Origin of the sequence: Kitasatospora sp. NPDC059327, assembly GCF_042752535.1 — a bacterium.
Lineage (GTDB): Bacteria > Actinomycetota > Actinomycetes > Streptomycetales > Streptomycetaceae > Kitasatospora.
The window spans coordinates 19,735-37,920 of sequence record NZ_JBHYYB010000087.1; the positions used below are offsets into that span (position 1 = coordinate 19,735).

The window sequence follows — 18,186 nt, forward strand, 5'->3', positions numbered from 1 at the left end:
GGACATCTTGACGAAATTAGTAATGCTCCCTAACTTGAACCCCCCGGCACCCCGTCCGGCGCCCGCTCCCCCACGTCCGGAGGCCCCGGTGACCCCTGGCCTGTCCCGAAGAATCGGCCTGTTCCAGGCCACCGCCCTCAACATGAGCCAGATGTGCGGCATCGGACCGTTCGTCACGATCCCGCTGATGGTCGCCGCGTTCGGCGGCCCGCAGGCCGTCATCGGCTGGATCGCCGGCGCCGTCCTCGCCCTCGCCGACGGCCTGGTCTGGGCCGAACTCGGCGCCTCGCTGCCGGGCGCCGGCGGCACCTACGTCTACCTGCGCGAGGCCTTCCAGTACCGGACCGGACGGCTGATGCCGTTCCTCTTCGTCTGGACGGCCATGCTCTTCATCCCCCTCATCATGTCCACCGGTGTGGTCGGGTTCGTCCAGTACCTCGGCTACCTCTGGCCCGGTATGACGAACGGCCAGGGCGACGCGGTCGGGCTCGCGTTCTGCGCCCTCGTGGTGGTCCTGCTCTGGCGGCGGGTCGAGAACATCGCCAGGCTCACCACCGTGATGTGAGGCGTGATGATCCTCTCGGTGCTCGCCGTGATCATCGCCTGCTACACCCACTTCAGCCCGGGCCGCGCCTTCGACTGGCCCGCGCACGCCGTCGAACTCACCCACGGCCAGTTCTGGATCGGCTTCGCAGCCGGCCTCACCATCGGCATCTACGACTACCTCGGCTACAACACCGCCGCCTACCTCGGCGCCGAAGTACGGCGCCCCGGCCGGGTCCTGCCGCGTGCCATCGTGCTGTCCATCGTCGGCATCATGACCATCTACCTGCTGCTCCAGATCGGCGTACTCGGCGCCATGGACTGGCACGCGATGCTCGACCCGGATTCCGTCGCCTCCAAGTCGGTGGCCTCGGCCGTCCTGGAGAGCACCTGGGGCAAGGGCGCCGCCGACGTCGTGACCGTGCTGATCCTGATCACCGCCTTCGCCTCGGTGCTCGCCGGCCTGCTCGGCGGCTCCCGGGTGCCGTACGACGCGGCGCGCGACGGCGTCTTCTTCCGCGCCTTCGGCAGACTGCACCCCCGGCACGGCTTCCCGGTGTACGGGCTCGCCGCCATGGGCGCGCTCACCGCAGCCGGCTTCCTGCTCGGCCGCCACCTCGGCAACAGCACCACGCACCCGCCGCTGACCGTGCTGATCAACCTGCTCACCACCGTGATGGTGATCGTCCAGGCACTCGCCCAGATCGTCGCGGTCACCGTCCTGCGCCGCCGCCAGCCGGGGCTGGTCCGGCCGTACAAGATGTGGCTCTACCCGGCCCCCGGGATCGTCGCGGCCGTCGGCTGGCTGGTCATCTACGGCTACGCGGACCGCAACGCGCCCGGCTTCCACCCCATCGAGTGGTCGCTCGCCTGGGTGGTCGCGGGCTGCGGCGCCTTCCTGCTCTGGGCCCGGGCCGAACGGACCTGGCCGTTCGGCCCGCGCGAGGTACGGGAGGAGTACCTGGCGGAGGAGGTCCTGGCCTGATCCGCCTTCCCCCGCGGCCCCGGAGCCCCGGCTCCGGGGCCGCCGGCGTGTCAGCGGAGGTCGAGCTCGTGCTGGACGCGCCACCGGATACGGCGGGCCGCCTCGGGGAGATGCAGGGCCACCTCGGCGTCGAGGCGACGGCGCTCGGCGCGCAGGAGGCGCGCGACGGGGGCGCGCGAGCAGCGCAGGAACCACCAGGAGTGGATCCCGGCGATCCCGGCCGTGACGAGCCGGTGATCGCTCCTCATACGGCGCACCCCTCGGCGGTGGCCCGCAGCAACGCGGGAGGCGCGGCCTCGGGACCGCACTCGGCCCAGACGATCTTCCCGACCCCCTCGCGCGGGCAGCAACCCCAGCGCAGCGAGAGGGACTTGACAAGGATCAGCCCCCTCCCGGACTCGTCCTCGTCGGAGCCCGCACGAAGCACCGGCCCCCGGTCCGCACGGGCGTCATGCACCTCGATCCTGAGGCGCTCGTGGTCGACGGAGAGCACCAGGTGGACCTGGTTGCCGGCGGGCGTCCCGTGCAGAACGGCATTGGTGACCAGCTCCGAGACGAGCAACAGCCCGACGTCGGCGAAGCGTTCACCGCCCGGAGTACCTGCGAGGAGCCCTTCGAGCACGCGCCGCGCCTCGGCCGGGGACCGGCGACTACGCGGGAGCCAGCAGCCGACCGAAGCGGCGGGGAGGGGAGGCTGGTCGAGGATTTCGGGCATGGCGTAGCCACCTTCCGAGTGTGGGGCATCGAGCCACGGAAACGGCAGGACCGAGGCAGGGGGCACCTGGTGACGAGCCGCCGTGGTCACTCACGTGAACTGCGAGGTGAGGAAACGCGAAACGCAATGAGAGCGTGAACCGTCAGCGGAGAAGACGCTTCCGCCAGTCACTCATGTCACTGTGCGTCAGCTGTCCGCTACTCCCAGCATGGAGCACCGCACATCGGCACTGCAAGTCATGTCGAGCAAATATGAAAACTTTCACTCCTAAGCCCAAGGTGCCGCCTCTAAGCTCGCAGTAGGCGGTGGCGAAGCACCGTCCACGGCATGCACACTGGTCCTCGGACAGGTCAGGAGGGCTTACGTACATGGCAGTTGCAGTGCCAGCCGTGCGCTACCGGCGCATCGCGGCCGAGCTCAGGAGACTTCGCGAGCTCAAGGGCCTGTCGGCCGAAGAGGTGGCCGCCCAGGTCGACGGCGTCAACCTGGTGAAGCTCAGCAGGTACGAGAACGCCCGTGTCCAGCTGAAGCCCGAAGTCGTCCGCGCGCTCCTCGATTTCTACGAGTGCGACGCGGAGTTGAAGGAAGTCCTCGTCGAGATCCTCAAGGACAAGCGCCGACCGGGGTGGATGGCGGGATATGAGCAACTGAACCCGCTGTACACAGACTTGATCCGGCTCGAAGAGACCGCTGCCGGCATGAAGTCCTACGAGGCGGCCTACATTCCCGGGCTTCTCCAGACCCGCCAATATGCGCACGCCATCATCGCCAGCGGCGTCATAAAGAAACCGAGCGTCGAAGAACGCGTTGATGTCCGAATCAATCGCCAGTCCGTCCTGACCCGAGCCGAGAGTCCACTGAAGCTATGGGCAGTCATCCACGAGTCGGCCCTGTCCATGGGCGCATCCGAGGGAGTCATGATTGATCAGTTGGACAAGCTCCTTCAGTTCAGCAGGCTCCCGAACGTCAACATCCAGGTCATGTCGGCCATGGCTCCTCCACACCCGGGGATGACCGGCCCCTTCTCCCTGCTGGAGTTCCGGCAGCGCGATCTTGACCTTGTCCTCCAGAGCGGCCTGCTCGGAGGCAACTGGGTGGAGGATCCGGATCACGTAGACATCTATCGAGCAGCCTTCGACGAGATCATGGCTACCGCTCTCGACCTCGACCAGTCACTCAGCCTCATCACAGAGAAGAGAGAAAAGCTCAAGTGACCCACTTCCCCGATGCCTCAGCCCTCCCTGTGAAGTGGAAGAAGGCACTCGCCAGCGACCCGAACGACAACTGCGTCGAGTGCGGCACCCTGGGCGACGCCGTCATGGTGCGGGACAGCAAGGACCCCTACGGCCCCGCGCTCGGCTTCGGTGCCGATGCCTGGCGGGCGTTCGTCGCCGGAGTCCGCTCCGGGGAATTCGCCGACCACCGCTGATTCGTCCAGTCCGGCAGCCCGCGCCGCACGGCGTGGGCTGCCAGACCCCCCAGCTGCTCCTGGCCCTGCTTCAGAACTCCCGCACGAAGAGAGTGAAGTGGAAGAGTGAACAGGATCAATCCGGTAGCCCCGTTCAAGAAGTCGTCCTATTCCCAACAGGGCGGCGAGTGCGTCGAGGTGGCGAGTCTGAGTGACGGTGGTCGCGCCGTCCGGGACAGCAAGGACCCCTACGGCCCCGCGCTCGGCTTCGGTGCCGATGCCTGGCGGGCATTCGTCGCCGGAGTCCGCTCCGGGGACTTCCGCCGCTGACTCCACCCCGTCTCGCGACAGCCCCGCGCCCTCGCGGCGCGGGGCTGTCACCCTTCCCTCAGAACGCCTCGGCCACCCCCGGCGGCGGGGTGATCCCGAACTCGGACTCCAGCAACTCCACCAGCTCACCCCCGCTTTCGACCTCGTGGACCGACGCGCCGCCTTCGGGATCCGTCCGCGTGAGCGTCCTCCCGTCCAGCTGCAGGTGGCCGTCGGGCCGGGTGCGCTGGATGTAGAAGCGGTGGAACGGCGAGCGCGGGTAGGTGGCCACGAACCAGTTGGACATCGTGAGGTCGGGCGCCGGCACCGGGTCCAGCGTGAAGACGTGCTGGTCCTCCCAGTCCTCGCCCGTCCTCGCCTGCAGCACCCAGCGCGGCGCGGGGCTGTCCGCCTCCTCGACGATCAACCGGTGGGTGCGGCCGGCGCCCTCGCGGACCAGGCCGGGGACCATCGGCAGCGGCTCCAGCAGGGCCGTGCGCGAGCCGTACCCGACATCGACCAGGTAGCGGCCGGGATCGCCGGGCACCTGGACGGCCAGCACCATATGGGTCCGCGGCCGGACCTCCCCCGGGCCCGCGCCGAGGCGGACCCGGCCGGTGAGCCGGGTGACCTCGAAGCCCAACTGGTCCAGCACGGCGGCGAACAGCGAACTGTGCTCGAAGCAGTAGCCGCCGCGGGCGCTGTCGACGAGCTTGGCCTGGAGATCCGCGAGGTCCAGCGACGGCACCGAGCCGGTGACCACGTCGAGGTTCTCGAACGGGATGCCCCGCACGTGCGCGCGGTGCAGGGAACGGAGGGTCTCGACGGTGGGCGCGGGCTCGCCCTCCCATCCGATGCGGGCGAAGTACTTCTCAAGATCGACGGTCATCCCACCACGGTACGGACCGAACGGCGGTGGCGGCCTCCTCCGCTGGTCCCGGTCGAGGTGGGCCGCGCGCCCTAGACTCACCGACCACGATCCGGCCCGGCCCGGCCCGGCCAGCGGACACCGGGCCACCGGTGGCTTCGTGGCCGGGCACTAGTCTGGCCACGCGAACAGAGGGAGGTGGCCCGGCATGGTCTCGGACGGGGACTGGTACGTGCTGGTCGAGGAGGACCGGAACAACGGGAGCACCTCCGACTTCAGCCCCGACGTACACCGGTGGCAACTGGCCCGGGAACGGCAGGCCGCCGACCCGGAGGCCGCGGGCGCCCTGGCGGAGGAGCTGGCCAGGACCTACCTGCCGCAGTCACGCTCCCACATCAGCGCGGGCCACGGCCGACGGATCTACCGGCTGCCGGACGGCACCCTGCTGGTCCGGATCACCGACCGGTCCACCCGCGTCCACTTCCGGGTGACGGTGGCCGCGTTGGTGGCGGAGGTACCGGAGGCGGCGAAGGTACCGGCGCCGGCGCCCCAGCCGAAGCGCAGGTTCTTCGGCCGCTGAGGCCGGCCGACCGACCGGCGCTCCGGCCCGCCCCGGCTACACGCCCAGGGCCTCACTGCCCGACCGCCCGGCCCGCCGGACCAGGACGGTCAGGACGAGGTACGCCACGAGGCTCGCCAGACTCGGCACGGCCCCGATGAGACGCAGTTCGCCGCGCGTCAGCGAGAGCACGTGCAACAGCAGGACCGGTACCGGCAGGACCCGCCAGACGACCTGCAGCAGCAGGTGGACCGGCGTCGCGACGTCCGCGCCGCCGGCGTCGCGGAAGGAGAGCACGGCCACCACGGCGAGTGCCGCGCTCACCCCGGTGACAGCCGCCGCCGCGGTGGCCCAGGGCCCGCCGAGCGCGAAGGCCGCCCAGGCGGCGAGCGCCAGCAGGACCGCCACCAGGGCATAGGCGCCGGCCGCGCGCCGGAAGTGCGAACCCTTCTCGTCCCCCGCGCCGCCGCGTGCCGCACCGCCCCCGCCGGGCCCCACCGCGCGGGCGGCGGCGCCCGGCGGAAGGGCGCCGGGCGGCACCGTCGCGTCCACCACCGTGACCGTCGGCGCCGCCGGCTGCTCCGGCCGGGCCGGGTGGACGGCCACCCGGGGGATCGGCTCCTGGATCCGACGCACCGCCGCCCGGGAGCGCCGGAACGCGGCGGCGGCCTCGGTGGGCCGGCCCGCCACGGTGAGCGCGGAGCCGAGCAGGGCCAGCGCCCACAGCTCGGCGGGCACGTCGTCCTCCGCCACGGCCAGGGTCACCGCCTCGTTCAGCGGATCGACCGCCTCCAACGGCCGCCCGGCGCTGGGCAGGGCCCTGCCCAGACCGCTCAGCGCCGCCGACAGTACGGCCGGCCGACCGGCCTCCCGGGCCATGGCGACCGCCTCGATCGCCCGGGCCACGGCCTCGTCGTGGCGCTCCAGCGTGCCGAGCGAGGCGGCCAGCGCGGTCAGGGCGCGGGCCCGGCCGGCCGGGTCGTCGACACGGGCGCGGAAGTCGGCGACCGCGCGGTGGAGGGCGGCGGCCTGCTCGTGCTGCTCCAGCTCCGACAGCAGCTCGCCCGCCTCCTCCAGCACCAGGTGACCGGCGAGTTCGTCGCCCAGGTCGAGCAGGCCCTCGGCCGCCTCGGCCACGAAGGCCAGGCCCAGGTCGCCGCTCGCCCGCCCGGCCAGACCGAGCGCGACGAGGTGGCGGCGCCGGTCCCCGGCCCCCCGGAAGGCGTGGACCGCGAGCGTGAACGCCGCGGCGGCGGGCAGCGCCCGGCCCGTCAGGTCGAGGCCGACCAGCCCGAGCTGCACATTGGCGAAGCCGGTGCGGAGTTCGTCCCCGGCCGCCTCGGCCACCCGGACGGACCGGCTCAGGTCCTTCGCGGCCGCCTTCCCCCGCCCCTTCTCCGCGAGCGCGATCCCGGCGTGCAGGCTCCCCCGGTACTCGGCCTCCGCGTCGCCGGTCGCCCGGGCCGCGATCGCGGCCGCCCGACGGCCTTCCCGCGCCGCCTCCTCCGGCCGGCCGACCGCCCGCCAGGCCTCCGCCAGGGCGGCCAGCGCCGTCGCCGCGACCTGCCAGTGCCGGATCCGCCGCGCTCCCTCGGCCGCCTGGCGCAGCAGTGCGAGGGCCTCCTCGGGGCGGCCGTCCAGGCAGCGCAGCCGGCCGAGCCGCACCTGGGCCGCCAACTCCGCCGCCGGGTCGCCGCGTTCGCCGGCCAGGGCCTGGACGAGGGCGGCGGCGTCGGCGAGCTCGTCGCGGTGCAGGCCGTCCTCCAGGTACGGGTCCAGTGCCTCCGCGAGGCCCGCAGCCGCGTCGGGCCCGCCGGCGGACGCGGCCCGGCGCAGCAGTCCCGCCGAGGTCGGGTGCTCGGCGTCGAGCCAGGCGAGCGCGGCGGCGCGGTCGGCGAAGGCGCGCGCGTCGGTCCCGGGGCTGCGCCGCAGGGGGCTCAGGCGCAGGCAGGCGGCCCGGACCCGCTCGGTGTGGGCGCGGGTCAGCCGCTCCAGGGCCTCCCTCGCCTCGTCGGCCGCCGCGTCGGGCCTCGCTGCGCCGGACGGCACGGCGAGCGGCAGGTGGTCGTCCGCGTGCAGCGTGGGCCGCCACCGGTCGGGGGCGTCGCTCCGTGCCAGCAACCCGACCGCCAACAGGTCGTCGAGGTCGGCGGCGACCGTCCCGGCGGCGGGTCCGGCGAGGTCCCGGGCGGTGTCGGTGGAGAAGTCCGCCCCCGGCAGGAGGCGGGTCAGCCGCAGCAGCCTGGTCGGCCCGGTGCCCAGTGCGGCCAGGGCGAGCAGGTGGACGGCGGCCAGGGTCCGTACGGGTCCGTCGAGCCGTTCCAGGCCTGCCCGGAGCCGGTCCAGCTCCCGGGAGGTCTCGCCCGCCGTCGCACCGGTGCGGGCCATGGTGGACGCCGTCACCAGCAGGGCGGGCGGCAGGCCGCCGCAGGCCTTCGCGAGGCGCCGCAGGTCGAGTCCGTACGCGGCGCCGGCCGGCCCGCGGGCGCCGCGGGCGGTCAGCTCGGCCCGCAGCAGGTCGGTGGCGTCCGCGGTGGTCAGCGGCGCCAGCCCGTGGAGGGTGCCCGGGAGGTCGCGCGGGGTGTGTCGCGCCGTCACCAGCACGCCGGCCGTACCGGGGGCGGGCAGGAGCGCGGTCAGGTCGTCGTCGGTGGCCGGGTCGTCCAGGTGCAGCAGGACGCGGCGCCCCCGGGCGGCGTAGCGGGCCAGGGTGCGGTGCAGCAGTGCGGCCCGGTCGGCCGGATCGGACGGGATGTGCTCGGGCGGCAGTCCCGCGGCGCGCAGCGCGCGGGCGAGGGCACGTTCGGGGCGTTGGCGGCGGATGTGGTCGGAGCCGTGGAGGTCGATCGTGAGCAGGCCGCCCGGGAAGTGCCCCTCGGCCCGGAGGGCGTCGCCGGTCCGGCGGGCCAGCGCGCTCTTGCCGACGCCCGGCGGGCCGGTGACGACCGCACAGGTGTGCCCGTCGCCGGTGAGCGCGGTGCGCAGCGCGGCGAGTTCCGTGTCCCGGCCGGTGAGTTCGGCGGGCGGGGGTCCGGGGAGCGGTGCGAGCACCTCCGGCAGGCGGACCGCGTACGGCCGGTCCCCCGTCGACCCGTGGCAGAGCACGCCTTCGCGTTCCCGGTCGGCCCACGACCAGTCCACCGTTTCCATCCAGCCCCTCGACAAGTCCGTGCCGCCGACGGGGCGAACCGGCCCGGGACGGCCCCCGGCCCCGCCCGGCTCGCTCCCCCGACCGCTCCCGCCTCTGCTCCGCCCGACTCCGCCCCGGACGGGTCGCGGCCCCCGGTCCGACTGTGCGGAATCCATGACGATATCTCACATTTCCTTTCCTGTAAGGGCTTTGGACGTTCATCGGACGCACCGGGGGCCTCGTCGGTCACAGCGGAGTCCACCGGTCCCGGGGGTGTTCCGCGTCGACGCACGGCTCGGGGCCGGGCGGAGTGGTCGCGCGCGGCGGTCACCGGAACATCGGGGGTACGCGCCCGCTCGCCCGGCGCGTGCCACCGGGGCGGCGGTCAGCGGTTCGCCCGGTGTTCATCCGCCGATCGCCCGGCGGCGGGCGCCGGTTGGGCCGGCCCCGTCATGCTGGCGGCGGCCTGTCGGCACTCCCCCGGGACGGACATCGTGACCGAATCGCGCACACCGCGGTGGCGTCGGAGCCTCGCGGTCCTGCTCGTCGCCGTGGCCGGCCCGGTGGGGGTGCTGGGCGCCTCGCCCGCCCGGGCCGCCGCGGCCGACGACATCCGGATCAACGAGGTGGTGACCACCGGGAACGTCGACGACTCGATCGAGCTCCACAACAAGGGCTCCGCGACCGTGGACCTCTCGGGCTGGATCCTCCGGGACGACGACGACGGCTCCCGGTACACGATCGCCGCCGGGACCACCCTGGCCCCCGGCGCGTTCCGCGCCTTCGACGTGCACGCCGCGTTCGGCCTGGGCTCCTCCGACCGGGCACGGCTGTTCCTGCCGAACGGCAGCACCCTGGTCGACAGCTTCGGCTGGAGCGCGCACTCGGCCCCGTCCTGGTCGCGCTGCCCGGACGGCACCGGCTCGTTCGGCAAGGCCGCGGTCACCCTCGGCGCCGCGAACGCCTGCGGCGCCACCGGCCCGACCGCACCGGCCGCCTGGCCCGGCGGCGGTTCGGTGGCGAACGCCGACGCCTCGAACGTCTTCGGGTCGGACCTCAGCGGCCTCTACCTGGAGGGCGGCGTGCTCTGGGGCGCGCAGAACTCCGGCAGGCTGTGGCGGCTGGTGCCGAACGGCTCCGGCGGGTGGAAGCCGGACACCGCGAACGGCTGGAGCTCCGGCAAGGCGCTGCGTTTCCCGGGCGGCTCCGGGCGGCCGGACGGTGAGGGCGTCACGCTCACCGGCGCCGGCGCGGCGGGGGGCGTGTTCGTGTCGAGCGAACGCGACGGGGACGCCTCCGGCACCAGCCGGCTCTCCGTCCTGCGGTACGACGTGAGCGGCACGGGCTCCACGCTGACCGCCGCGAAGGAGTGGAACCTGACCTCGGCGCTGCCCCCGGTGGGCGCCAACCTCGGGCTCGAAGGCATCACCTGGATCCCCGACGGCTACCTGACCGGGGCCGGGTTCAAGGACGCGTCGACCGGCGCGGCCTACGACCCGGCCCGGTACGGCGCGCACACCGGCGGGGTGTTCCTCGTCGGCGCCGAGGGCGGCACGATCCACGGCTTCGTCCTCCAGGACGACGGGGCGTTCACCCGGGTGGCGACCGTCGCCGGCGGCATGGCCGGGGTCATGGAACTGCAGTGGGAGCCGCAGGCCGCACGCCTGTGGGTGGTGTGCGACGACACCTGCGACGGCCGGCACCGGACGATGCGGGTCGGCGCCGACGGCGTCTTCACCACCACCGCGGTCTTCGACCGCCCGAGCGGCATGGGCAACCTGAACAACGAGGGCTTCGCACTGGCCGGCGCCGCCGAGTGCGTCGCCGGCGCCAAGCCCGTCTACTGGGCCGACGACGGCGACACCGGCGGCCACGCGCTGCGCAGGGGCACGGTCGGCTGCTGAACGAGCGGCGCCGTCGTGGTCCCGCCACCGGCCGGGCGACGACGGGCCCGTGCCGTCAGAGCGACGCGCCCTGGTCCACCAGAGCCGTACGGCGTTCGAAGACCTCGGGGCGCGCCCGGTCCAGCGCGGTGGCGACGGCGCCGAGCAGCACCGCCTCCTCCCCCAGCCCGCTCGGGGCGAGCTTCGGGCGGAGCGGGCTGAGCCGGTGCAGCTCCCGCTCCAGCGGCTCCAGCAGGAGGTCCGCGCTGCCGCCGACCCCGCCGCCGAGCACCACCAGGTCCGGGTCGAGCACGGCCGCCAGCACCGCGATCGCGTAGGCGAGCTGCTCGGCCTCGCGCTCGACCGCGCGGGCGGCCAACGGGTCGCCGGTCCGGGCCGCGTCGAAGACCTGCTTGGCCGTCAGCGGACCCCGCATCCCGAGGCCCAGCGCGGTGCGGACCACCGCGTCGGCCCCGGCCGCCCGCTCGATCGTCCCGGCCGGTTCGCCGTCGGGCCCGGGAGCCAGCGGCACCAGGCCGACCTCGCCCGCCGCGCCGTGCGCCCCGGAGAGCAGCTCGCCGTCCTTGAGGACGCCGACGCCCAGGCCGGTGCCGATCAGCAGGTAGGCGAACATCCGGCTGCCCCGGCCGGCCCCGAGGGCGTACTCGCCGAGGGCGGCGAGATTGGCGTCGTTGCCGACGGTGAAGGCGGTCTCCAGGCCCTCCCCGATCCGGTCGAACAGTCCGCGTCTGCCCCAGCCCGGCAGGCTGGTCGCGTACCGGACACCGCGCCGCTCCTCGTCCCAGACCCCCGGGGTGCCGATCACGGCGTGCACGATGTCGCCGGCCGCCAGCCCGGCCTCGGCGGTCGTCTCCCGGGCCGCCGCCACCACGGCGTCGGCCACCGCGTTCGCCGAGCGGCCCTTGTTGGGCACGTCCCGGCGGGCCACGATCCGCCCCGCGAGGTCCGCCACGGCGACCCGCAGCCGGGCCCGGCCGATGTCCACGCCGAGCACGTGGCCGGCCGTCGGGTCCGGCTCGTACAGCACCGCCGTGCGGCCGCGCTCGGGGACGAAGCGGCCCGCCTCGCGCACCAGCCCGGCCTGCTCCAGCGCGGCCAGGGCGGCGGAGACGGTGGGCTTGGACAACCCGGTGTCCCGGGCGAGCTGGGCGCGCGAGGACGGGCCGCCGGTCCGCAGCAGTTCGAGCAGCAGCCACTCGTTGTTGCTCCGCAGGCGCTGCCGGTTCCACGGCTGCGCCGGGGTCCCGCCCGGCGGAACGGCGGTCGGCAGGTGGCGGCTCATCGGGTCCTCCGGTCTGGGGCGGTGCGCGACGCCGTCGTCGGCGCGCCTGGCCTGCGCTGAGGCCTCGCCCAGTATGACCGGTCGTCAATCCGCCGCCCGGCCGGAACCCCTGCCGGGGCCCGCGACCCGATCCACCCGCTGACCTGGCATGTCCTCGACCGGGGGCGGCCGGCGGTGACCCCGCCCGCACCGCACCGCGCCGGTCAGCCGACCCAGCCGCCGGTCAGGCCCTGCACCGCCGAGCCGTCCAGGTCGGCGAGCTTGGCGCCCACGAACGCGCGGGCCCGCTCGGAGGTCTGCGCCCGGAACGGCGGGTGGTCGGCGGTCAGCGCCGTCACCACCGACTCGGCGGCCTGCTCGGGGGTCTGCGCCTGCGCGAAGGCCGCCCGGGTGCGGTCGACGTAGGCGCCCAGCGCGGGGGCGTACGGGCCGGCGGCGGCCAGCAGGGCGGGGATGTCCAGACCCTGGCTGGCGACGAACTCGCTGGCCACGGCGCCCGGTTCGACCACGGTGACCTTGACGCCCACGGTCGCGGCGACCGGCGCCAGCGACTCCATGAAGCCCTCGACGGCGAACTTGGCCGCGCAGTAGGCCTCGTTGAAGGGCTGCCCGACCACGCCACCGACGCTGGTGACGGTGACCACCCGGCCGCCGACGGCCCGCAGGTGCGGCAGCGCGGCCCGGGTGACGTCGACGACGCCGAAGAAGTTCACCTCCATGGTGGCCCGGACCGGCTCCAGCCCGTCCTGCTCCACGGTGCCGACGTAGCCGGCCCCGGCGTTGTTGACGACGGCGTCGAGGCGCCCGTGCCGGGCGACGACCTCGGCCACGCAGGCCTCGACCGACCCGGGGTCGGTGACGTCCAGGCGGGCGACCTCGATCCGGTCGGCGACGCCCGCCGCCTCGGCGGCGGCGAGCAACGCGCCGGACCGGCCGGTGTCGCGCATCGTGGCGACGACGTGGTGCCCGGCGCGGGCGACGGCCACGGCGGCGGCGAGGCCGATGCCGGAGGACGTGCCGGTGATCAGGGCGATACGGGTGGTGGTCATACGGGCGCTCCCGGCGGGCTCGGATTTATGTGCGTGCACACACACCATAGATTCCCGTGCACGCACACGCAAACAGGTAGAGTGACGGCATGGCGCGCACCGAACTCACCCTGGGCGAGCTCACCGCCCGCGACCACGCCTTCTACGGCCTCGTCTGGGCCGGCACCACCCTGAGCACCAAGGTCGACCAGGCCCTCGGCAAGGCCCACGACCTGCCGCTCTCCTGGTTCGAGGTGATGCTCTGGCTGCAGGGGCAGGACGAACCGGTGGCCGCCTCCGACCTGGGCGCCAAGACCCTGCTCAGCCGCAGCCAGGTGTCCCGGGTGGCCGACTCGCTGCAGGCCCGGGGCCTGGTCGAGCGCGCCCCCTCCCCCGTCGACGCCCGTTCGGTGCGGATCGCCCTCACCCCCGAGGGCCGGCGGCTCTTCGCCGCCGCCGACGCCACCCGGCGCGCCGTGCTGGCCGAGGCCTTCGACGACCGGCTGGACGACGCGGACATCGCGGCCCTGGAGGCCGTCTGGGCCAAGCTGAAGCGGCCGGCCCCGCCCCGGGCCTGAATCGGGCCCCGCGCCCGGTCCGCCCACCCGCCTCGCCCTGCACCCGGGCCGGTTACAACACCACCACCGGTCGGTCAAGCTTTGGCCGGTCCTCGGGCGTGCCGCAGCCCGGAGCGTGATCATGTGAGTATGCGGTTCCGGCACGGCGAGACAGGAGAGGGCGCCACCCCCGCGAGCCCGGGCACCCGGTCCCGGGCGACAGCGGCGGAGGCCCCGGCCGCGCACGCCGCAGCCGGCACGAAGAGTGATGGACCGGATCTGCTGCGTGACGCCCTCGCGGTGGCACCGGTCGGCGTGGCCCTGCTGGACGACCGGCTGCGCTGGACGTACCTCAACGCCGCGTTCGCCACCGTGACCGGCCTGCGCCGGGCCGACCTGCTCGGCCGGCCGGTCGGTGAGACGGCGTTCGCCCGCGCGGCCGACACGCTCGCCCGGGTCCTGGGCGACGGCCGGACCCGCGAGCAGGCCACCGGCGGGCCCGACGGCGCGGGTGCGCCCGTGCCACCCGGCCTGCGCGTGCGCTACCGCCCGCTGGAACGGGAGGGGCGGATCACCGGCGTGGTGGTGGTCGTGCTCGACGACCCGGACCCGGAGCGCGAGCTGCGGCGCGAACTGGAGCAGGCCCGGGCCCGGCTGGCGCTGCTCGACGCCGCCGCCGAGCGGATCGGCAGCACGCTCGACGTCGACACCACCTGTGCCGAGCTGGCCGCGTTCGTCGTCCCCCGGCTCGCGGAGCTGGCGACCGTGGACGTCCTGCCGCCCGAGGCGACCGCCCGCACCGGTGGCACACCGGGCCTACGGCTCCACCGCGCCGCCGTCGACTGCGTCGCGGGCCTGCGCGAGGCGGTGGCCGACCTGGCCCGGCCCGGCGAATCGGTCCGCCACCGGGACGGCTCGGCCGCCGCCCGCGCGCTGGCCGGCGGCGTCGCGGTGCTCGTCGACGGCCTGCCGGAGGACGGGGCGGCCCGCACCGCGCCGGACGGCGTGGTGTCGGCCGTCCACCGGTCCGCCGGCGTGGTCTCCCTGCTGGTCGTGCCGCTGACCGCCCGGGGGCACCTGGTCGGACTGCTCACCCTGGGCCGGACGGCCGCCTCGGCGGGCTTCACCCCGGACGAGGCCGTACTGATCGGCGACCTGGCCGCCCGGGCCGGCGCCGGCATCGACCACGCCCGCCGCTACACCCGCTCGCAGGGCATCGCCCTCGAACTCCAGCGGGCGCTGTTGAGCGAGCCCGGCAGCCCGCACCAGAACCTCGAACTCGCCTCCCGCTACCTGCCGTCCGGCACCAGCTCGGTGGTCGGCGGCGACTGGTACGAGACGGTACGGCTGCCGTTCGGGCGGACCCTGTTGGTGATGGGCGACGTGATGGGCCACGGCGTCGAGGCGGCGGTCGACATGAGCACCTACCGCTCGACGCTGCGTGACGTCGCGGGGATGGACCTGCCACCGCACCGGATCCTGCGCCAGCTCGACACCGTCATCGCGGCCAACGAGTCGGCCCGCCCGGCGACCTGTCTGCTCGCCCTCGCCGACCCGGGCCGGGGCCGCTGGACGCTCTCCAGCGCGGGTCACCTGCCGCCCGCGCTGATCACCCCCGACCGGCCGAACGAACTGTTGCGGATCCCGACCGGGCCACCACTGGGCACCGGGTTCGGCGGCTACGAGCAGGCCACCCGCGAACTGCTGCCCGGCCAGACCCTGCTGCTGTACACCGACGGACTGGTGGAGCGGCGGGGCGAGGACATCGACGCCTCGCTCGACCGGCTGGCGGGGCTCCGGCTGCCGGCCGCCGGCGAGCTGGACGACCTGCTCGACGCCGTGCTGCACGCGCTGGGCCCCTCCGCCACCGGCCCGGCCGAGGACGACATCGCCGTCCTGGCCGCCAGACCCCGGGCCCGGCCGCTCCCACCGGCGGGGTGACCCCGGGCACCACCCCCACCGGCCCGGCCACCGGCCCGGCCGCGCTCAGAGCTTGGCGAGCGCCTGGTCGAGATCGGCCCAGAGGTCCTCCGGGTGCTCGATGCCCACGGCGACGCGAACGGTGCCGGGACCGATCCCCGCCGCCGCCAACTCCCCGTCGTCGAGCTGACGGTGCGAGGTGCTGGCGGGGTGGAGGACCAGGGTGTGCACACCGCCGAGCGAGGGCGCGAGCGAGGCCAGCCGCACCGACTCGGTGAACCTCCGGGCCGCCTCGCGGCCGCCGGCCAGGTCGAAGGCGAGCACCCCGCCGTGGCCGCCCGGCAGCAGACGGCGGGCCAGTTCGTGGTCCGGGTGGGCGGGCAGTCCCGGGTAGTGGACGGCGGTGACGGCCGGGTGGGCCGCCAGCCGGCCGGCCAGCTCCAGCGCGGTGTCGCAGTGCCGGCGCATCCGCAGGGCCAGCGTCTGCAGGCCGCGCAGGGTCAGCCAGGCGCTGTGCGGGTCGGCCGAGGCGCCCAGTTCGACGGCGTAGTGCCAGACGGTCCGGTGGAGTTCGGCGTCGGCGAAGACGGCGAGGCCGGCCAGCACGTCGGAGTGCCCACCGAGGTACTTGGTCGCCGAGTGGACCACGACGTCGGCGCCGTGCTCGATCGGCCGGCAGAGCAGCGGGGTGGCGAAGGTGTTGTCGACCACGCTGAGCACCCCGGCCTCCTTGGCGACCCCGATCAGCCCCGGCAGGTCGGTGACCCGGGTGGTCGGGTTGGAGATCGTCTCCAGGTGCAGCAGCCGGGTGCTGGGGCGCAGCGCGGCCCGCACCTCGGCCGGGTCGTCGCCCTCGACGTGGGTGACCTCCACGCCCCAGCGCCGGGCCAGATCGGCGAGCATCGCGAAGGTGCCGCCGTACAGGCTCCGCTGGGCGATCACGTGGTCGCCGGAGCTCAGCAGCGCGAGCAGCACGGTGTTGATCGCGCCCATCCCGGAGGCGGTGGCGATCGCGCCGGCGCCGCCCTCCAGTCCGGCGACCGCCTTCTCCAGCGAACGGACCGTCGGGTTGCCGTAGCGGTTGTAGAAGAACGCCTGGTCCGGGCCGCCGAACGCGCGGGTCAGGGCCTCGTTGTCCTCGAAGGCGAAGAGGTGGCTCTGGTGCAGCGGCACCCCGAGCGGACGGCTGCCGGTCACCTCCTCGACGGGCGGGTGGACGATCCGGCTCTCGGGGCGCAGCACGCTGTCGAAATCGCTCATGCCGCCCATCCTCGGCCGGAGCGCCCGGCCGCGCCCAGGGCCAATCCCGATCAGGTGGCCCCTGACCGGCTCGGCGCCGGGCGGCCCCTGGCGGGGTGTCAGAGTCCGCCGGCCGGCAGCAGGACCACCCGCGCCGGGTCGAAGGGCTCCCAACGGGCCGGGTGTCCGCTCCGGGCCACCCGCAGCCGGCACCAGCGCGAACCGCCCGCGTCCTGCCACCACCCGCTGATCCGCCCGAGCGCCCACCGGCCGTCGCCGAAGTGCACCTCGACCGGCTGGTAGACCCACTCCACCTCGGTGTCCACCGGCCCCTCGCCCCGCCCGGGTCCGACTCGGCCCGGTTCGTCCCGCGCGGGTGCGTCCCGCGCGCCGCGCTCGTCTTCGAGTACGGGCATGCCCCGACCCTCCACCACGGTTGCGCCCTCCCGGTCCGGTGCGGCCGCCGGCTCCCCTGACGGGACAGCCGCGCGACCGGGCGTAGTCGCCACCCGACCGACTCTACAGCCGTGTAGAGGTTCCGCGCCGGAAGCCGGGCGAATCAGCGGCCGGGTCGAATCACCGGCCCGGCCGCTCCCCCGGGCCGGGCCGGCGACCGGTGGCCCGCCCCGGTCAGGAGGACGACAGCGCCCGCGCCAGGTCCTCGGCCTCGCGCAGCTGCCCGACGCCCAGCCGCCGCAGGTCCCGGAGCAGCAGCGCGCCGTCCGCGACCGCGCCGTCCGGCCGGGGCACCTCCGGCGGCAGCGGCACGCCGAGCAGCGCCGCGAGGTCGCCCGCGGGCAGGCCCAGCACCACGGCGAAGTCGGCGACCAGATCCGGGGTCGGCTCCTGCGCGCCGATGGCGATCCGGCCGTACGCGTCGGCCATCCAGGAGCGGCCGGTGAGGTGCCGGAAGACCTTCGCCGTCCCGGTCCAGCCGAGGTTGCGCGACGCGACCATCCGCATCAGCAGGTTCCCGGCGGAGGACGGGTCCGACGCGTACACCGGCAGGCCCTCGATCCGGCCGGTCGGCCCACCGGGCGGCAACGAGGCGACGAAGGAGCGCAGTTCGGCCCGGCGGTCGGCCGGCAGCGCCGTACCGAACCGCACCACGCTCACGATCGAGGTGGTCACCATCCCGCCGACCGGCGCGAGGTCCGCCGGCAGCGGGAGCGCCGCGATCTCGAACAGGTCGGCGGTGTCCAGGCCGAGGGCGGGCGCGAGCCGGCGCAGCAGCGCCGGGTCCGGCGCGCCGCCGTCCAGCGCCTCGGCGAGGTCCGCCTCGGCGACCCCCGCCCGACGGGCCCACTCGGCGGGCGCGAGGCCCCGGTGGTCGAGCAGGCGGAGCATCAGCGCGGCGAAGCCGGGAAGCGCAGTCATCCCGTCAGCATAGGGCGGCCCGGCCGCTCCGGAGCACCGCCTCCCACCTGGGGCGATGCCCTGGGCGAACGCGCGCCGGCCGGCCGGCGCGGTCCCTCGTGGGCACCTGCCGGGAGCACGGCCGTGCGCGTGGCAGCCGCGTCGTCCCGCCGGGCCCCGTGTCACCCGTTCGGCCGCCGATTCCGGCGGGAACCGTGACACGCAGTGACGCGGTGGTGCGCGACGCGCCCCCGGACCCTAGCGTCGGCACCGTGGCGCGGCCGTGGGGGCCCCGCCCGGCGGGCGCGCCCGCCGGCGCGGCGCGCCGCCCCCCCCCCCCCCCCCCCCCCGGGTAAAAAAAAAAACACCCCCACCCACCACAC

The 18,186-nt window shown here is 74.9% G+C and carries 16 protein-coding genes and 1 pseudogene; 8 read left to right on the forward strand and 9 right to left on the reverse strand.

Features of this window, described 5'->3' with window-relative positions; translation table 11 throughout:
* The first annotated feature begins 22 nt into the window (after positions 1-22).
* Positions 23-1,528: pseudogene (locus ACFXHB_RS34940) on the forward strand (APC family permease).
* A gap of 50 nt (positions 1,529-1,578) precedes the next feature.
* Here ACFXHB_RS34940 and ACFXHB_RS34945 read toward each other — a convergent pair.
* Together ACFXHB_RS34945 and ACFXHB_RS34950 are read right to left on the reverse strand one after the other, a co-directional pair.
* Positions 1,579-1,776 (reverse strand): hypothetical protein, encoded by a 198-nt coding sequence (locus tag ACFXHB_RS34945; RefSeq protein ID WP_380579332.1) that lies wholly within the window; start codon positions 1,774-1,776, stop codon positions 1,579-1,581.
* Complete coding sequence (locus tag ACFXHB_RS34950; protein ID WP_380579334.1) at positions 1,773-2,243, reverse strand: ATP-binding protein; 471 nt, start codon at positions 2,241-2,243, stop codon at positions 1,773-1,775. Before ACFXHB_RS34950 ends, ACFXHB_RS34945 begins: the two co-directional genes overlap by 4 nt.
* A gap of 368 nt (positions 2,244-2,611) precedes the next feature.
* On the opposite strand from ACFXHB_RS34950, the gene ACFXHB_RS34955 reads away from it, so the two are divergent.
* The 3 genes from ACFXHB_RS34955 to ACFXHB_RS34965 all read left to right on the forward strand — a co-directional run bounded on the left by ACFXHB_RS34955 (position 2,612) and on the right by ACFXHB_RS34965 (position 3,981).
* Positions 2,612-3,457 carry a helix-turn-helix domain-containing protein gene (locus ACFXHB_RS34955; RefSeq protein WP_380579336.1) on the forward strand — a complete coding sequence of 282 codons (846 nt, stop codon included), beginning with the start codon at positions 2,612-2,614 and terminating at the stop codon, positions 3,455-3,457.
* Complete coding sequence (locus ACFXHB_RS34960; protein WP_380579338.1) at positions 3,454-3,672, forward strand: DUF397 domain-containing protein; 219 nt, start codon at positions 3,454-3,456, stop codon at positions 3,670-3,672. Before ACFXHB_RS34955 ends, ACFXHB_RS34960 begins: the two co-directional genes overlap by 4 nt.
* Positions 3,673-3,777: 105 nt before the next feature.
* A complete protein-coding gene (locus ACFXHB_RS34965) occupies positions 3,778-3,981 on the forward strand; it encodes a DUF397 domain-containing protein (RefSeq protein WP_380579340.1) in 204 nt (67 codons plus the stop codon).
* Between the two features lie 58 nt (positions 3,982-4,039).
* Here the strand turns inward: ACFXHB_RS34965 and ACFXHB_RS34970 are convergent, their stop codons facing one another.
* Positions 4,040-4,849 carry an arylamine N-acetyltransferase gene (locus tag ACFXHB_RS34970; RefSeq protein WP_380579342.1) on the reverse strand — a complete coding sequence of 270 codons (810 nt, stop codon included), beginning with the start codon at positions 4,847-4,849 and terminating at the stop codon, positions 4,040-4,042.
* A 187-nt stretch (positions 4,850-5,036) separates the two neighbouring features.
* On the opposite strand from ACFXHB_RS34970, the gene ACFXHB_RS34975 reads away from it, so the two are divergent.
* A complete protein-coding gene (locus ACFXHB_RS34975; RefSeq protein ID WP_380579344.1) occupies positions 5,037-5,408 on the forward strand; it encodes a hypothetical protein in 372 nt (123 codons plus the stop codon).
* A 36-nt stretch (positions 5,409-5,444) separates the two neighbouring features.
* Here the strand turns inward: ACFXHB_RS34975 and ACFXHB_RS34980 are convergent, their stop codons facing one another.
* Positions 5,445-8,537: an AAA family ATPase gene (locus tag ACFXHB_RS34980; RefSeq protein WP_380579346.1), complete on the reverse strand. Its 3,093-nt coding sequence runs from the start codon at positions 8,535-8,537 to the stop codon at positions 5,445-5,447.
* A gap of 432 nt (positions 8,538-8,969) precedes the next feature.
* Between ACFXHB_RS34980 and ACFXHB_RS34985 the strand changes: the two genes are divergently transcribed.
* On the forward strand, positions 8,970-10,421 hold the full coding sequence (locus tag ACFXHB_RS34985; protein WP_380579348.1) for a lamin tail domain-containing protein: 1,452 nt from the start codon (positions 8,970-8,972) through the stop codon (positions 10,419-10,421).
* A 55-nt stretch (positions 10,422-10,476) separates the two neighbouring features.
* Here ACFXHB_RS34985 and ACFXHB_RS34990 read toward each other — a convergent pair whose 3' ends face one another.
* Positions 10,477-11,703 (reverse strand): ROK family protein, encoded by a 1,227-nt coding sequence (locus ACFXHB_RS34990; protein ID WP_380579350.1) that lies wholly within the window; start codon positions 11,701-11,703, stop codon positions 10,477-10,479.
* Positions 11,704-11,906: 203 nt separating this feature from the next.
* Complete coding sequence (locus ACFXHB_RS34995; RefSeq protein ID WP_380579352.1) at positions 11,907-12,752, reverse strand: SDR family NAD(P)-dependent oxidoreductase; 846 nt, start codon at positions 12,750-12,752, stop codon at positions 11,907-11,909.
* A gap of 89 nt (positions 12,753-12,841) precedes the next feature.
* Between ACFXHB_RS34995 and ACFXHB_RS35000 the strand changes: the two genes are divergently transcribed.
* A complete protein-coding gene (locus ACFXHB_RS35000; protein WP_380579354.1) occupies positions 12,842-13,309 on the forward strand; it encodes a MarR family winged helix-turn-helix transcriptional regulator in 468 nt (155 codons plus the stop codon).
* Between the two features lie 129 nt (positions 13,310-13,438).
* Positions 13,439-15,229, forward strand: coding sequence for a SpoIIE family protein phosphatase (locus tag ACFXHB_RS35005; RefSeq protein WP_380579356.1), 1,791 nt, complete (start codon positions 13,439-13,441; stop codon positions 15,227-15,229).
* Between the two features lie 45 nt (positions 15,230-15,274).
* Here ACFXHB_RS35005 and ACFXHB_RS35010 read toward each other — a convergent pair whose 3' ends face one another.
* The 3 genes from ACFXHB_RS35010 to ACFXHB_RS35020 all read right to left on the reverse strand — a co-directional run bounded on the left by ACFXHB_RS35010 (position 15,275) and on the right by ACFXHB_RS35020 (position 17,824).
* On the reverse strand, positions 15,275-16,468 hold the full coding sequence (locus tag ACFXHB_RS35010) for a trans-sulfuration enzyme family protein (protein WP_380579358.1): 1,194 nt from the start codon (positions 16,466-16,468) through the stop codon (positions 15,275-15,277).
* A 98-nt stretch (positions 16,469-16,566) separates the two neighbouring features.
* On the reverse strand, positions 16,567-16,863 hold the full coding sequence (locus ACFXHB_RS35015; RefSeq protein ID WP_380579360.1) for a hypothetical protein: 297 nt from the start codon (positions 16,861-16,863) through the stop codon (positions 16,567-16,569).
* 214 nt (positions 16,864-17,077) lie between these two features.
* The gene (locus ACFXHB_RS35020; protein WP_380579362.1) at positions 17,078-17,824 is read right to left on the reverse strand and encodes a hypothetical protein; all 747 of its coding nucleotides are present in this window, start codon (positions 17,822-17,824) and stop codon (positions 17,078-17,080) included.
* Between the last annotated feature and the right edge of the window lie 362 nt (positions 17,825-18,186).

Coding starts and splice junctions, on each gene's coding strand:
- ACFXHB_RS35015 (WP_380579360.1), bottom strand. CDS start 16,863: ATGCCCGTACTCGAAGACGAGCGCGGCGCGCGGGACGCACCCGCGCGG.
- ACFXHB_RS34975 (WP_380579344.1), top strand. CDS start 5,037: ATGGTCTCGGACGGGGACTGGTACGTGCTGGTCGAGGAGGACCGGAAC.
- ACFXHB_RS34945 (WP_380579332.1), bottom strand. CDS start 1,776: ATGAGGAGCGATCACCGGCTCGTCACGGCCGGGATCGCCGGGATCCAC.
- ACFXHB_RS34955 (WP_380579336.1), top strand. CDS start 2,612: ATGGCAGTTGCAGTGCCAGCCGTGCGCTACCGGCGCATCGCGGCCGAG.
- ACFXHB_RS35010 (WP_380579358.1), bottom strand. CDS start 16,468: ATGAGCGATTTCGACAGCGTGCTGCGCCCCGAGAGCCGGATCGTCCAC.
- ACFXHB_RS34970 (WP_380579342.1), bottom strand. CDS start 4,849: ATGACCGTCGATCTTGAGAAGTACTTCGCCCGCATCGGATGGGAGGGC.
- ACFXHB_RS34985 (WP_380579348.1), top strand. CDS start 8,970: ATGCTGGCGGCGGCCTGTCGGCACTCCCCCGGGACGGACATCGTGACC.
- ACFXHB_RS35005 (WP_380579356.1), top strand. CDS start 13,439: ATGCGGTTCCGGCACGGCGAGACAGGAGAGGGCGCCACCCCCGCGAGC.
- ACFXHB_RS34950 (WP_380579334.1), bottom strand. CDS start 2,243: ATGCCCGAAATCCTCGACCAGCCTCCCCTCCCCGCCGCTTCGGTCGGC.
- ACFXHB_RS34980 (WP_380579346.1), bottom strand. CDS start 8,537: ATGGAAACGGTGGACTGGTCGTGGGCCGACCGGGAACGCGAAGGCGTG.
- ACFXHB_RS34995 (WP_380579352.1), bottom strand. CDS start 12,752: ATGACCACCACCCGTATCGCCCTGATCACCGGCACGTCCTCCGGCATC.
- ACFXHB_RS35020 (WP_380579362.1), bottom strand. CDS start 17,824: ATGACTGCGCTTCCCGGCTTCGCCGCGCTGATGCTCCGCCTGCTCGAC.
- ACFXHB_RS35000 (WP_380579354.1), top strand. CDS start 12,842: ATGGCGCGCACCGAACTCACCCTGGGCGAGCTCACCGCCCGCGACCAC.
- ACFXHB_RS34990 (WP_380579350.1), bottom strand. CDS start 11,703: ATGAGCCGCCACCTGCCGACCGCCGTTCCGCCGGGCGGGACCCCGGCG.